Below are 13,490 nucleotides of genomic sequence, written 5' to 3' on the forward strand. Positions count from 1 at the left end.
AGGCTGGAAACTTAAGCCTTCAGTTGTGCGCAGAAAGTAGCCAGTCGTTTCAGGCCTTTTTCAATCACCTCATCGGAAGTCGCATAACTCAAACGAATATAGCCAGGAGCTCCGAAGCCCTCGCCCGGCACCACTGCGACTTTTTCGTCCTCCAAAATACGCGCCGCAAAATCCGCAGCACTTAGACCTAGTTTCTCGATATTAGGAAATAAATAAAAGGCTCCCTGTGCGCGTGCACATTCAATGCCTTCGATTCCGCGCAAGCCATCTAGCAGTGTCAGACGACGACGATCAAAAACTTCTAACATTCCGTTAACAGCTGCCATCGACTCATCCCAATTTTGCATTGCAGCCAATGCTCCATACTGCGCAAAAGTAGTCGCATTGGAACTGGTTTGACTCTGTAAACTCGCCACCGCCTTAGCCACCGCCGGCGGAGCCATCAAGGTACCAAGTCGCCACCCCGTCATTGAAAAGGTCTTACTGAAACCAGCGACGGTAATCACCGCATCAGCCGCTTCCTTAGAAAAGGAAGCCGGGCTGACATGCTTAACTCCATCATACAACAAGTGCTCGTAGATTTCATCAGACATGATGTAAATCCCCGCTTCCAGCGCCACCTCAGTCAACGCTTGCAACTCCTCCGGAGAATAAATGGCACCAGTTGGATTTGAGGGACTATTGATAATCAAGAGCCGTGTCTTGGGTGTGATCGCCGCTCGCAACTGCTCCGGGGTGATTTTAAAATTACTGTCTAAGCCGGCAAAAACAGTCTTCGGCACCCCGCCAGCCAACTTAACCATTTCTGGATAGCTCACCCAATAAGGTGCCGGAATCACCACCTCGTCCCCGGGGCTGATCACGGCAAGAATCGCCAAATAACAAGAATACTTACCTCCCGGACTCACCACACACTGCGCAGCGGTCACACCATCCACGCCTTGATTACGGTATTTTTCCGCCAAGGCCTCACGCAGAGCTGGAATCCCCGGCGCAGGCGCATATTTGGTCTTTCCCTCTCGAATCGCCTGTATGCAGGCCTCCTTGATAAACTCAGGCGTATCAAAATCTGGCTCGCCGGCACCAAAGCCGCAGACATCCTCGCCTGCTGCTTTCAGCTCTTTTGCCTTCGCATCGACCGCGAGTGTTGGAGAAGGAGCGATGTTACTCGCCCAAGTAGAGAGTTTTGCTTGCTGTGACATAGGTAGTAAAAATGAAAAACGCTCCTGCAGCCTCTGTTATAAACAGTGCCGCAGGAGCGCAGAATCAAAACTTCTGCTTGGGCAAAAGCAAGCCTAGCCTAAGATTCGTCGAAAAAGCGAAATTACTTTTTCGAGGCCTTACGCTTCACCGCTCGCTTTTTAACTGCCTTTTTAGCTACTTTCCCGGGGCTTGCTTTCTTAAGCGCGCGCTTGCTCGCCGCCTTCTTCGCGACTCTCTTCACAGCTTTTTTCTTCGCTGCGGTTTTCTTCACAGCCTTCTTTTTGACTGCTTTCTTTTTGACTGCCTTCTTCGTCGTGACCTTCTTCGCAGCAGTCTTTTTAGCCGCCTGCTTCACCGACTTGGCAGCAGTCTTCTTCACTGCCTTCTTCTTAACCGAAGTTTTCTTAGCTGCCGTTTTCTTCACCGCTTTCTTTTTAGCGGCAGTTTTTTTAGCGGCAGTTTTTTTAGCGGCTGTCTTTTTAGCGGCCTTCTTCTTTACCGCTGTTTTCTTCACCGCCTTCTTCTTAACGCTTGTTTTTTTCGCAGCCGTTTTCTTCACTGCCGTTTTCTTCACTGCTTTCTTTTTCGCAGCAGTCTTTTTAACCGCCTTCTTCACAGCTTTTTTCACTGTCTTTTTTGCGGCTTTCTTTTTAACAGCCTTTTTCTTGGCTGGAACCTTACGCACTGCCTTTTTGACAGCGACTTTTTTCTTTGTTGCTTTTTTCTTAGGCATAATGGGTTCAGGGTTAAAGCCCGGAAGCTGATCTGGTAGAGAATCTAATGCGGCTCGCAACAACTCGCCCACACTCACTTTCTTTTGCTTACTTATTTTAAGTAAGCGCTGACGCAACTCATCAGACAATCGCACCGAAACCTGGCGATGTAATGGATTGGTCAGCTTCAGTTGTGAAACGTCGATATGACTAACCGCATAACGAACAACCTCACTTAAGGAACGTGCTCCAGTTTTATGTTGAAGATCTTTCAACTTAACCAGCAGGTCTTGCTGAAGATCAAAAGTCAATGGGGTACTAGTTTTACTACTCATACTCAATGCCTTACGGCTACACGTAGGCTGTTTTCTATATAAGTTAAGTCAACATAAATTCTAATAGCATAATTAAGCATACACCAACGGCGCTCAATCATACAAAACAACGCTTGTAAAAACTACAAATCTTCCATTCGTAACGGACGCAACTCATCCACCGAACGTGTCGATTCGGGCGCGAATAAATAACGATCCAACGCAACGCCAACAGCTGCAGCCTTCACATCAAAAGTCGTGCGATCCTTAGAAGGATAATCGGTTAAAGTAATTCGTTTAACGATATACTGCTCTTGCACCTTTTGAAAGCTCTCGACAGCAAAGCGCGAAGTCGCCTCGCCATCCGCCCCGATCACTTCAATTCGCCACAGGGCATTATAGGTATCGTCCAGCCCAACTCTCACTCCAACGATCCCACGTTCGGCACTCGCCGAAGCCTCTGGCGGCTGCATTAAAAACTGCTGCGCCACCCGGGTCGCACCAACCAAAGTGGGTCCCTCATAAATAAAGTCATCCCAATACACAAAAGGCATCTGCAAATCAAAAGGCGAGTACAGCAAGCCAGGTAAAATAGGCTCAAACAAAGCGACGCCTTGCAACAATTCAAAAGCAGCTTGCTGCGAACGACGCATCCAAACCTGCGGATGCTCCCCGTTTTGTATGATCAATTCAACGACAGCTTCGGCATCCCCTTCCGCCGGCTGGACACTAAAACGTGTAATCGGGCCGACCTCATTCCATGTCCCCCACATCCGGCCTTGATAGCGTACCGTACGCGCACGCCGTGGCTTATGAGCCAGCTCAAAGTCAAAACAGAAATCGCCCTCCAAGCGCTGCTGTCGAAATGCCTCTAAACGCTGCGCACCTTCCTGCGCGTCAATACGATCCATTACACGCACGGACTGCTGATCGCGCGCCCCGCCCGCACGCTGCGCATTGACAGGCACACAGACACAAAAAAGGCCAGCTGCGGATAAACCGAAAACAGCTGACCTTTTAATAAAAGAAGAATTAAAAATTTTCTGAAGTCGCATTAATTCGTGGCGGGCTGCTCATCACTCACAGCGGCATCGACGGATTCGACAGCCTCCTCAACCTGAGCGTCCACTTGAGCAGCACCAGCTTCTACAGACTCGACAACTGTCGCCATGGTTCCTTCTACATCCACAGATTCTGCAGCTGCGGCAGCAGATTCCTCGGCGTCTTCAACTTGAGCAGTAACCGCGCCTTCAACCGTGTCCACCACCTCGGTCATCGTTTCCGCAACTGGCTTCGCCTCTTGAGCAGAAATTAATGTCGTCATATCCACATCCTCGATCACATCGGCAGCTTTAGCCTGATGCAGCAGATAAAGCCCCAAGGCCACGACAAAAAATGCAATAATCCCATAGACGGTGCCCTTGGTCAGAACATTATTCGTATCCGACCCGAACGCAGACTCTGCAGCACCACCACCAAGTGCGGCACCCATGCCGCCACTTTGACTAGTGCGCTGCATCAGCACGATTAAAATAACAAATGCCGAGATCAGCAAGAGAGCGAGAGTTAAAAGACTGATGAGTAATGTGCTCATAATGGTAAGCCGTTGATAATGAGAAAAGCAGGGTAAAATGCCTAGCCTGCTTCTGAGTTCAAGCGAAAAGGAAGAATTGAAGGCCGAACATCCAAGCTCCAATCAGATAAATAGTGAATCACTCACCGCTCAAGCCTGAAGCTGAGCCATTCGCAAGCGTTCCTCGAGTAGTTGCATATCACCTGGTATTTTGGATTGAAATTTAATTTTCTGGCCACTGCTGGGGTGCACGATACCAATCGTCGCCGCGTGCAAGGCCTGACGCTTAAAGCCATACGGTAGCTTAGCCCCCTTTTTGGCTACCGCTTTCTGCGTGCCTGGATGATAAATACGATCCCCGATCAAGGGCATCCCATTCGCCGCAGCCTGTATCCGAATCTGGTGCTTCAATCCTGTCTCCAGTCGAATGCGCAATTTACTCACATGATGACGCGCATAGGCCTCTTCAACCTTATAGTGCGTAATGGCCTCCGTCGCTCCATCCACAGGCTCATGCAACAACTCCTGATCATAGCCGCGCTCATCCAGCTTCAGATAATTCCGCCAAGATCCCTCAGCCTGCGGCGCATCACCATCGCCATAGGCAATGTACTCCCGCAGGAAATCATGACTACGCAACTGCCGAATCAAATGCCGACGCGCCACATCGTTTAAAGCGATACAGAGAATCCCGCTAGTATATTGATCCAGGCGATGCACAGGCAAGGGTTTGATCGCATCCGGCGAACCAAAAAAACTACGTCGCGTCGCTTCTCCACGTGAGTCATTTAAATAATTAGACAGCACTTCTAAAGCTGAAGTCTTCGCTTGATTCTCGGTAGGCACTGAAAGTAGTCCCGCCTCCTTATCCACAATCGCCAAATCGCTATCCAAGTAGACCAACACCAATTTAGGATGAATGCGCTTACGATGCCCCCAAGCTACAGCCGACTTCTCCGGCTTGCCCAAAGTCAGAGCTGGGCCTGGATCCGCCATACGCAGACCTGCCTTCGTAACCACCCGCCCCTCCAAGCAGAAGCGCCCCGAGGCAATCCATTCCTTAATCCGCTTGCGCGGGGAATCCGGACACAACTGAGCGGCCCAGTCCAAGAGTGTTTTTTCGCTTTGTTTCGAGTCTTCTGTCATTCACATATAGTGCGTCAAGTCTCGCCACCACAAGCAAGCTCATTCAATCACACCAGCCCACTCAACATGATTGGCGTTCTGATTTTTCAAGCACTAATTCACATGAACACACCCAGAACGAATTCAATGAGCTCTACGTGTATTCTGCTAAATCACGTCAAAGTCAGTCGCCTCAGCGATACCACGCCCCCCGGCTCAGAGAACCGAGGCTACTACCAATCGAAAAATAAAGGGAACCTCCAATTGCTCCCCCGGTTCAGAGAACCGAGGCTACACCAATCGAAAAATAAAGGGCCCTCCTACTGCTCCCCCGGTTCGAAGAACCGAGGCTACCCTATCGAGAAATGAAGGGAACGCCCAACTTCGAACCTTCGATGCTGAATGAGACCTACCCCAAAAATAAAAAAGGCCCTCCGTTTCCGGAGGGCCTTGAGATAGATTTTTTCTTTAACTTCTAATTTGGCTAGGCCCAATTAGAAAGAGAAGATAAGCTCAGTAGCGAAAAGAAGAGATTCGTAGTCGCGAGCGTTACCACCTGCATCGATTTCGCCATCAACATAGCTAAGCTCGTTCACGAGGAACAAGTTGTCTGTGAAAGCATAACCGTGAGCGATTGTGTACTTAAGCGCTGTGAACTCTTGGTCTGCACCAGAAGTTGAGTTCTCGTCGTTGATGTATGTAAGACGGCCAGTTACGGAAGCTTGATCGCTGTATGCGAAGTTAGCCATAAGAAGCGCTGTGAACACTTCTTCGTCTGGAGAACCGAATGCGAAAGCACCGCTTTCAGACTCACCGTAGTTCAACTCACCAGCAAACAACCATGCACCTGTTTCGAATGTTGTGTATGCATTGATAACATATGTGTCACCAAGGTCTGCTTCTTCGAACACACCACCAAGGAAGAAGGCCAAGCCATTGTCCATAGCGATCGAACCAGCAATTTCGAAAGCATAAGAGCTATCGCCATCACCACCCAAACGATCATTGTCGTCGTCGAAAGCCTCGTCTTGAAGCGAGATACCGAAGAATGTGGTGTCTGTTTCGTATGTGTATTTCACACCTTGAGCATACCCAGGAAGGATAGTCAGGTCCGAAGTGTCAGGACCGAAGAAGGAAGTACCCAAAGAGTGGATATCATAAGCGAAAGAGTACTGATAAAGACCAGTTGGCTCAAATGCTTCGAAACCAAGCATGGATGCATAACGACCCGCTGTGATTGCACCACCGTTATCGAAGTGGTAAGTAACGAAAGCCTGCTCGACAGCTGTTGTGTCGCCAGGAAGGTCTTCATACTGAAGGTCGATTTGAGCAGTTACTGGATCGAAATCGAACAACCAGCTAATTTCAACCTGATCGATTGCGAAGCTGTTTTCAGATTCGTCGCGGTTGCCGCTGTTGTTTTCAACTTCCATGTCCGTTTGTGAATAGGACATATCAACGAAGCCTTCGAAAGAAAGGAAATCGTTTACAACGATCTCCGCAGTCGAAAAGCTAGAAGCTGCAATAAATGCAGATGCGATAGCAATTTTGTTTTTCATGTTATGTAGTTTGTTTGTGTTTTTTGTTTGTCTAACCTCCGTGCAAAGCACTTCAGTCAAATTCTAATTAGCAACGGATCTACTAGATGTAAACCCTGCTTTATAATTACGTAAATTATTAGTCAAGCCTAAGCAGAGCCTAAGCAGAGCCTAAGCAGAGCCTAAGGAAGTCGACGTTGGCTGGTTGGTTCGCTGGCTGCCGCAGGCAGATCAACCTGACTAAAATCTGGTTTTTGGACAGAGATTACCTTGCCCTTCTTAAAAGAAACCTTGCCGCGCATGCCTGAAGAGCGGTCGCGAATACTGGTTTCATACCAATAAACCTTATCAACCCGTGGCTTCATCGAATCCACAGAACGTGGGGGATAACCGAGCAGTTCAACCACCTTTGCTTCCGTCACACCGGGGCGAACCCCCTCCCATTGCTCTTCTTGTGTCCAACGCAAATTACGCCATGCGCTACCAGCCAGAATATCAAAAGTGGCCTGATTACCCAAAATCGATGCGTTATTGCCACCACTAGCTGCAGCACTGGACGCCAAGACCTTAACCTCCTTAGTCTCCTGTTCTGTCTCAGCCAAACGTTGCTCAAGTTGAAGCAAACGCTGCTCCAAGCGCGCAATCCGATCTGCTTCAGCATCCGCAAAAGTTAATTGAAAAGGCATAGCTACAGCGACTGCAGACGCCGCAAGCACAGAAACATTAAATAAACTAATACGCATATTTGGCTCACTTTAGTGGTTAGTACCGGATCTAACGCAAGAAAAAAAACAGTTTCTGGCAGCAAGTTCCCCCCGGCGAGAATCCATTGACCACAGACATATTTGCAGATATGCCGATGCGATGATGAAACACAGCCACTTTTTAATCGTAATCGGGGGATTTTTTGGCCTATCGGCAGTCATGCTAGGAGCCTTCGGAGCCCATGCCCTGCAACCAACACTCGAATCCCGCGGCACCACTGCTGTATGGAAAACTGCAGTCGACTATCAAATGTGGCATGCGCTCGCATTGCTACTGACAGCCCATTATAAGTCATACAATCGGGCCGTCCTAAGCGCGCTCTGGTGCTTCAGCCTAGGCGTGCTATTATTCTCAGGTTCCCTCTATTGGCTCGCGCTAGGTGGGCCACGCTGGCTAGGCCCCATCACTCCTTTGGGCGGGCTGCTATTCATCGCAGGCTGGGCCTCACTCATCTACGCGGCCTTAAAAATGAAACATGAATCAGTTTCGCGGTAGCGATGTGTAAAAGTCATGCAAAACCCTGAAAACTCATTTGCCCCATAGAGTTTCACATGCACAGTGCTAGACCTATGTCTAACACACTCGATGCTCTCAAAAAACTCACTACCGTCGTCGCCGATACTGGCGATTTCGAAACGCTGGCAGCCTATGCACCGCAGGACGCCACCACCAATCCGTCTCTAATCTTAAAAGCACTGCAAAAGGCAGAATATGCCAGCGTACTCGATGCTGCCATCCAATCGACAGCTAAATCCACAGCCGCAGGCGAAGAACGGATCGATCAAGTCATTGACCATCTACTAGTGGGCTTTGGTCTGAAAATCCTCGAAATCGTGCCAGGCCGCGTCTCGACCGAGGTTGACGCTCGTCTATCCTTCGACACCGAAGCCACCATCAGCAAGGCACGCGAACTCATTGCCCTATATGAAGCAGCAGGCATCTCGCGTGAACGCGTGCTCATCAAAATCGCCTCGACATGGGAGGGTATCCGCGCTGCGGAAATCCTACAGCAAGAAGGCATACGTTGTAATATGACCCTACTATTTTCGCTGGCCCAAGCAGTAGCTTGCGCGGAAGCCAAGGCACAACTCATCTCTCCCTTCGTCGGTCGCATCCTCGACTGGTTTAAAGCCAACACCGACACCAGTTACGATGCTTCAAACGACCCCGGCGTGCTCAGTGTCAAAGAGATCTACACCTACTATAAGAAATTCGATTACGAAACCGAAGTCATGGGCGCCAGCTTCCGCAATAGCGGCGAGATTCTGGAACTCGCCGGTTGCGACCTCTTAACGATCAGCCCCAACCTGCTGGAAGAGCTACAGGGCATGGACCAAACAGTCGAACGCAAACTCGACCCCGAACAAGCGAAAAATGCCGACATCGAGCGCCTCGACGTCTCCGAAAAATCCTTCCGTTGGCTAATGAACGAAGACGCCATGGCCACCGAGAAACTCGCCCAAGGCATTCGAGTCTTTGGACAAGACATGCTCAAGGTTCGCGAAATCGTCGCCAGCAAGCTATAACACAGCCCTCAAAGGAATCAAAACGTAGGCGCCTCTGCTGAGGCCCGCGCCCGATTGGCTAGGTGCAGCGTAAAATGGCAGGCATTAGCCTCGATCATTAAGCACGCTCCGGCGACAGTTTTGGCACACTCGCCGCCCCACTGACACAACGACATCAGTAGGGATGGCTCGCCGAGCCGTCCGCTCGCCGACGCATATCGAAGCACGTATTCAACCAAGCGGCAAGCGGCCCCTCAAAAACATACCTGCCCCCAACCCCAGCGGGTCGCGACAAAGATTTCACCTGCTAATTTTCCTAATTTAAGACGGATGGTTGCCATTCGTGTTTGGTATGGCATCACTACCGCCATGCCTTATGAACACACCTCAACGCGCCGAATTGAATTTTCGGAAACCGATATGGCTGGGTTGGTCCACTTCTCCAATTTCTTTAAATACATGGAGACGGCTGAACGCGATTTCTTCGAAGCTGCAGGCCTGGATCTCATCCGCACCCAACCAGGCGAAATGGTAGGCTGGCCACGTGCACGTGCTGAATGCAAATTTTCTGCTCCGATCCGATTCGGCGACACCATCGACATCCATCTAGCCGTAAAAGCTGTAAAAGATCGCGCAATTGAATATCAATTCCGCATTTTCCGACGTAACCCGGATGGCAGCCGAACTCAAGCCGGCAAGGGGCAGATGACCACCATCTTAGCTCAGCTCTGTGAGGACGGATCCTTAAAATCAATTCGCTTGCCTGCAGACCTCCGCACTCGCATCACCGAAGCACCCGCCGAGATTCTCACACGACCGACAGGCGTCTAGCGCAGCGGCCTCAATCAGGCAATATTCAGGCAATATTCAGGCAAGACTCAGGCAATACCACCATTCATGAAACCACACGCACTCATCACCAACGACGACGGCATCCAATCTGCCTTCCTACATCGCCTCGTCGAGGCGCTACTCCCCAATTTCCGAATTTCAGTAGCCGCGCCCGCCTTCGAACAGAGCTGGACTGGGCGCTGCATGACACGCCACGGAGAGGTCGAAGTCATCCATTGCCCGGCCCAATTCCCGGAGACTGTGAACGCCTGGGCCATCAGCGGCACCCCCTCCGATTGCGTCAATATCGCACTCGGCAATCTGCTTACAGAAAAACCAGACATCGTGCTCTCCGGTATCAATATTGGATACAACACCACTGAGACACTGATTCTCAGCTCCGGCACCGTCGCCGGCGCGATCGAAGGCGTACTCTGGGATCTACCGGCAATGGCTTTCAGCAAATGCGTGCCCAATCACCTATTTGACTCCATACGCGATGCCAAAGGCCAAGCGAGTGAGGAATTTAATACCTCCTTGAAAACCGCAGCCACACAGGCAGCGCGAATGGCACAGCAAGTCCTCCAGACACAGGAGACCCACATTGGCAGTGTTATCAATGTCAACTTCCCAGCGATCACCAAGCACGATACACCAATCGTCGACACCTTTCCGGCTAAGCTACAACTCGGCAGTCTCTTCACGGAAACCAGTCCAGGTAAATACAATTTCTGCTATTCAGACGGACAAGTAATCGATCCACACCCCCAGTCTGACCGCGCAGTATTGGACAGCGGACGTATTAGTCGCAGCCTATTAAATTTCTCACGAATCGGCCAGCCTCACGAATAATTCTTGCCTGTTGTGACTGTCAAAAATAGGCACTAGATATGATTTCATTCTCCGCGCAGAGATGCACACCCTTTTTCCGATCAATGACCGCACTATTCTACGGGCTGTTGATCTCCAGTCTACTCAGCCTCACTGCGCTCGCGCAAAGTGAGGCGGAGCTATTTAGCGGCACTTGGCAAATTGACACACCCGAGCAAGGTGCACTGGTCATAATCGTTAAAAGCCAAAACCGCGCCTCCTATTTCTGGGGCGACAACAGCGACCGCACCGTCTACCAAGGCACTTGGACCAGCCAAGATCAGGTGGCCACCCTAACTTGGCCAGATGGGAGTCAACATCGTATCGAACGCGCCAAACTCGGATTTGCCATTACTCACACAAATCCACAAGGCGAGGAATCGTATTCAGTCAAGGCTCAGCAGGTGCCAGCCGAGATTCTCGGCCAGTGGGCCAAGCCTCCCACGAACGAAAACGAAGCAATTTCCGATCGCGACAAGGCGAAGGGCTTCTTCGGCACCTGGAAGATCGATGGCGACGATGCCAGCCCGGACTATATTTTTGTGCTTTCCGACCGTTCAGCCGCCAGCACCGAAGGCGGCGCCGATGGCCTGCGCGGCTCCTGGGCCAAGCAAGGCAGCGAACTTCACATTGCATGGGACAGCGGCCACTACTCAATCCTACGCCCCAATAAGCGTGAATTTGCTTACAAACTCATCGAGCCGGGCCAAATCATCGAAGACGATACCACTGAACTGCGCCCCGCTGCTCGCTCCAACGAATCCAATGTGCCCAGCACATGGCTTGAAAACTATCGAGAAGAGCGCAAAGTTCACACGGGTGGCATCGCATTTTCCAGCCGTAAAAATGCACGCGCCTTTTATCGTGGCGACTGGATTGTAAAACAAACCGCCGAACGCTTTGAACGCGTCGAAATCGCCCGCTTTGGTGGACTGCGCACATCCAGCGACCCGAACCTGGAGGGCGATTGGAGAATGCAAGGACAAGACATCTTTATGCGCTGGGACAACGGCACACGCAAAATCCTCAGCCCCATCGGACGCGGATTCGTACTCTATGAATATAAGCCAGGGCGCCCACTGGATGGCGTCCCCACCCGCATACGCGCTGCCGCACCTGCAGACAGCGCCAAACTCGTCACTCACTTAGCCGGGCGTGCCGATGTCGCCCAGCAAATGATCAGTCTCGCAGAGGCCGCTGGCATTGACCCAGTGCAACAACAAAGCGCAGGTTGGGGCCGCACCTTTGCACGCTGGGTATGGCCTTTCGGCGAAGACGAAGCAGCCGTCTCCCCCGATGCGATGCTACAAGAGGAATATGAAGCAAGCAACGAAGGCGATCCATGGTGGTGGCCCTTTTGGAGCGAAAAATCGACTGCCACAGCTGCTCGCGAATCAGGCACTCAAAATTCCGACGAAGCAGCTCTAGACGCCGCTGAGAATACTGACAGCGCCCCCCAGCAAGTAGCGTCTGAAACTGCGCCCGAAGCGATCACCGAAGCACAATCAAACGAAACCAGCGACGACGCACCTAAAACCAAGTCTCGCAGCGCCCGTGAATGGGTTTGGCCTTTCTAACCGGCTCACCGGCTCCTTTCCACAACTCCACACTTTCAATCATTACAAAATGACCACTGCACCATCGAATCCCGCCCTCAACGCCAACCCGATCGACGTCATCGATCCTGAAATTGCCGCCGCCATCGCCGCCGAGCGCCAGCGCCAAGAGAGCCACATCGAGCTCATTGCATCGGAAAATTTCACCTACCCTTCCGTCATGGAAGCTCAGGGCAGCGTCCTCACCAACAAATACGCCGAGGGCTACCCTGGTAAACGTTGGTATGGAGGCTGCGAACATGTTGATGTCGTTGAACGCCTCGCGATCGAACGTGCCAAAGAACTCTTCGGTGCCGACCACGCCAACGTGCAGCCCCATTCCGGCTCTCAGGCAAACTTTGCGGTCTACACCTCAGTGCTACAACCCGGCGATAAAGTGCTCGGAATGAACCTCGCACACGGCGGACACCTCACCCATGGCAATCCAGTCAATTTTTCCGGTAAACTCTACGAATTTGTCCAATACGGCGTGCGTGAAGACACCGGATTGATCGACTACGACGAACTCGCAGCGGTTGCAGAAAAGGAAAAGCCCAAGATGATCACCGTTGGTGCATCTGCCTACTCACGTATCATCGATTTCGAACGCATGGGTGAAATCGCCCGCTCCGTCGGCGCCTATCTCTTTGCTGATATCGCACACATCGCGGGCTTGGTTGCCGCAGGCGCCCACCCCTCACCGGTGCCCCATGCCGATTTTGTAACCACCACGACTCACAAAACACTGCGTGGCCCACGTGGTGGCCTCATTCTCTGCAAGGCAGAGCACGCCAAAGCCATCGACTCAGCCATGTTCCCAGGCGGTCAAGGGGGCCCGCTCATGCACGTCATCGCTGCCAAGGCGATTTGCTTCGGCGAAGCCCTCAAGCCCAGCTTCAAAGAATACGCGGCACAGATCATCAAAAACTCGCAGGCACTCGCTGCGGCCATGGTCAAGCGCGGCTACAAACTCATCTCGGACGGCTCTGACAATCACTTATTCCTGGTAGACCTTCGCAAAAACCTTCCCGATCTCACTGCCAAGGTGGCGCAAGAGACACTCGATCGCGCCCATATCACCTGCAACAAAAACACCGTGCCTTTCGAGACACGTTCCCCCTTCAAAGCCTCCGGCATCCGTCTCGGCACTCCAGCCGTAACCAGCCGTGGTTTTGTCGAAGCAGACATGGACACCATCGCCGACTGCATTGACACCGTACTCAAAGCGATCGACACCGACGGCCTCGACGAGGCCCTCACCAGTGTCAAAGCACGCGTCGCCGAACTCACCGCCAAATATCCGCTGCCTTACTAAGCATCTTTGAATGCCCATATCCAACGAACCGCCAAGCGCCCCTCAATAAACAAACGGCGGTTTTGGCAAAACCGCCCTACCCACTCACTGCACACCGGTAGGGACAGCTCGCCGAGCTGTCCGTTCGCCAGCGCATACCGAAT

General features: G+C 51.6%; 13 protein-coding genes. 6 read left to right on the forward strand and 7 right to left on the reverse strand.

What is annotated here, in order from left to right; genetic code table 11:
- Positions 1–11 precede the first annotated feature (11 nt).
- From QEH59_RS04040 to QEH59_RS04070, 7 genes are all read right to left on the reverse strand, one after another.
- Positions 12–1,202 (reverse strand): pyridoxal phosphate-dependent aminotransferase, encoded by a 1,191-nt coding sequence (locus QEH59_RS04040; protein WP_308984073.1) that lies wholly within the window; start codon positions 1,200–1,202, stop codon positions 12–14.
- A 122-nt stretch (positions 1,203–1,324) separates the two neighbouring features.
- A complete protein-coding gene (locus QEH59_RS04045) occupies positions 1,325–2,251 on the reverse strand; it encodes a CopG family transcriptional regulator (protein ID WP_308984074.1) in 927 nt (308 codons plus the stop codon).
- A 122-nt stretch (positions 2,252–2,373) separates the two neighbouring features.
- On the reverse strand, positions 2,374–3,285 hold the full coding sequence (locus QEH59_RS04050; protein WP_308984075.1) for a hypothetical protein: 912 nt from the start codon (positions 3,283–3,285) through the stop codon (positions 2,374–2,376).
- Positions 3,285–3,824 carry a preprotein translocase subunit SecG gene (gene secG, locus QEH59_RS04055; RefSeq protein ID WP_308984076.1) on the reverse strand — a complete coding sequence of 180 codons (540 nt, stop codon included), beginning with the start codon at positions 3,822–3,824 and terminating at the stop codon, positions 3,285–3,287. The genes QEH59_RS04050 and secG overlap by 1 nt, the downstream gene beginning before the upstream one ends.
- 129 nt (positions 3,825–3,953) lie before the next feature.
- A complete protein-coding gene (locus QEH59_RS04060; RefSeq protein ID WP_308984077.1) occupies positions 3,954–4,949 on the reverse strand; it encodes an RluA family pseudouridine synthase in 996 nt (331 codons plus the stop codon).
- Positions 4,950–5,422: 473 nt separating this feature from the next.
- Positions 5,423–6,487: an outer membrane beta-barrel protein gene (locus tag QEH59_RS04065; protein ID WP_308984078.1), complete on the reverse strand. Its 1,065-nt coding sequence runs from the start codon at positions 6,485–6,487 to the stop codon at positions 5,423–5,425.
- A 161-nt stretch (positions 6,488–6,648) separates the two neighbouring features.
- Positions 6,649–7,209 (reverse strand): hypothetical protein, encoded by a 561-nt coding sequence (locus QEH59_RS04070; RefSeq protein WP_308984079.1) that lies wholly within the window; start codon positions 7,207–7,209, stop codon positions 6,649–6,651.
- Between the two features lie 121 nt (positions 7,210–7,330).
- Here QEH59_RS04070 and QEH59_RS04075 point away from each other — a divergent pair, with 121 nt between their 5' ends.
- The 6 genes from QEH59_RS04075 to glyA all read left to right on the forward strand — a co-directional run bounded on the left by QEH59_RS04075 (position 7,331) and on the right by glyA (position 13,347).
- The gene (locus tag QEH59_RS04075; protein WP_308984080.1) at positions 7,331–7,726 is read left to right on the forward strand and encodes a DUF423 domain-containing protein; all 396 of its coding nucleotides are present in this window, start codon (positions 7,331–7,333) and stop codon (positions 7,724–7,726) included.
- 74 nt (positions 7,727–7,800) lie between these two features.
- Entirely contained in the window at positions 7,801–8,757 is a 957-nt protein-coding gene (tal, locus tag QEH59_RS04080) for a transaldolase (protein ID WP_308984081.1), read from the forward strand.
- A 309-nt stretch (positions 8,758–9,066) separates the two neighbouring features.
- Positions 9,067–9,567: an acyl-CoA thioesterase gene (locus QEH59_RS04085; RefSeq protein ID WP_308984082.1), complete on the forward strand. Its 501-nt coding sequence runs from the start codon at positions 9,067–9,069 to the stop codon at positions 9,565–9,567.
- A 66-nt stretch (positions 9,568–9,633) separates the two neighbouring features.
- On the forward strand, positions 9,634–10,419 hold the full coding sequence (gene surE / locus QEH59_RS04090; protein ID WP_308984083.1) for a 5'/3'-nucleotidase SurE: 786 nt from the start codon (positions 9,634–9,636) through the stop codon (positions 10,417–10,419).
- 83 nt (positions 10,420–10,502) lie between these two features.
- The gene (locus QEH59_RS04095) at positions 10,503–12,014 is read left to right on the forward strand and encodes a hypothetical protein (RefSeq protein ID WP_308984084.1); all 1,512 of its coding nucleotides are present in this window, start codon (positions 10,503–10,505) and stop codon (positions 12,012–12,014) included.
- Positions 12,015–12,063: 49 nt separating this feature from the next.
- The gene (gene glyA / locus QEH59_RS04100) at positions 12,064–13,347 is read left to right on the forward strand and encodes a serine hydroxymethyltransferase (protein ID WP_308984085.1); all 1,284 of its coding nucleotides are present in this window, start codon (positions 12,064–12,066) and stop codon (positions 13,345–13,347) included.
- The last annotated feature ends 143 nt before the right edge of the window (positions 13,348–13,490 follow it).

Source organism: Thalassobacterium sedimentorum (genome assembly GCF_031127905.1).
GTDB lineage: Bacteria > Verrucomicrobiota > Verrucomicrobiia > Opitutales > Coraliomargaritaceae > Thalassobacterium > Thalassobacterium sedimentorum.

Coding starts and splice junctions, on each gene's coding strand:
- QEH59_RS04040 (WP_308984073.1), bottom strand. CDS start 1,202: ATGTCACAGCAAGCAAAACTCTCTACTTGGGCGAGTAACATCGCTCCT.
- QEH59_RS04045 (WP_308984074.1), bottom strand. CDS start 2,251: ATGAGTAGTAAAACTAGTACCCCATTGACTTTTGATCTTCAGCAAGAC.
- QEH59_RS04050 (WP_308984075.1), bottom strand. CDS start 3,285: ATGCGACTTCAGAAAATTTTTAATTCTTCTTTTATTAAAAGGTCAGCT.
- secG (WP_308984076.1), bottom strand. CDS start 3,824: ATGAGCACATTACTCATCAGTCTTTTAACTCTCGCTCTCTTGCTGATC.
- QEH59_RS04060 (WP_308984077.1), bottom strand. CDS start 4,949: ATGACAGAAGACTCGAAACAAAGCGAAAAAACACTCTTGGACTGGGCC.
- QEH59_RS04065 (WP_308984078.1), bottom strand. CDS start 6,487: ATGAAAAACAAAATTGCTATCGCATCTGCATTTATTGCAGCTTCTAGC.
- QEH59_RS04070 (WP_308984079.1), bottom strand. CDS start 7,209: ATGCGTATTAGTTTATTTAATGTTTCTGTGCTTGCGGCGTCTGCAGTC.
- QEH59_RS04075 (WP_308984080.1), top strand. CDS start 7,331: ATGATGAAACACAGCCACTTTTTAATCGTAATCGGGGGATTTTTTGGC.
- tal (WP_308984081.1), top strand. CDS start 7,801: ATGTCTAACACACTCGATGCTCTCAAAAAACTCACTACCGTCGTCGCC.
- QEH59_RS04085 (WP_308984082.1), top strand. CDS start 9,067: ATGGTTGCCATTCGTGTTTGGTATGGCATCACTACCGCCATGCCTTAT.
- surE (WP_308984083.1), top strand. CDS start 9,634: ATGAAACCACACGCACTCATCACCAACGACGACGGCATCCAATCTGCC.
- QEH59_RS04095 (WP_308984084.1), top strand. CDS start 10,503: ATGACCGCACTATTCTACGGGCTGTTGATCTCCAGTCTACTCAGCCTC.
- glyA (WP_308984085.1), top strand. CDS start 12,064: ATGACCACTGCACCATCGAATCCCGCCCTCAACGCCAACCCGATCGAC.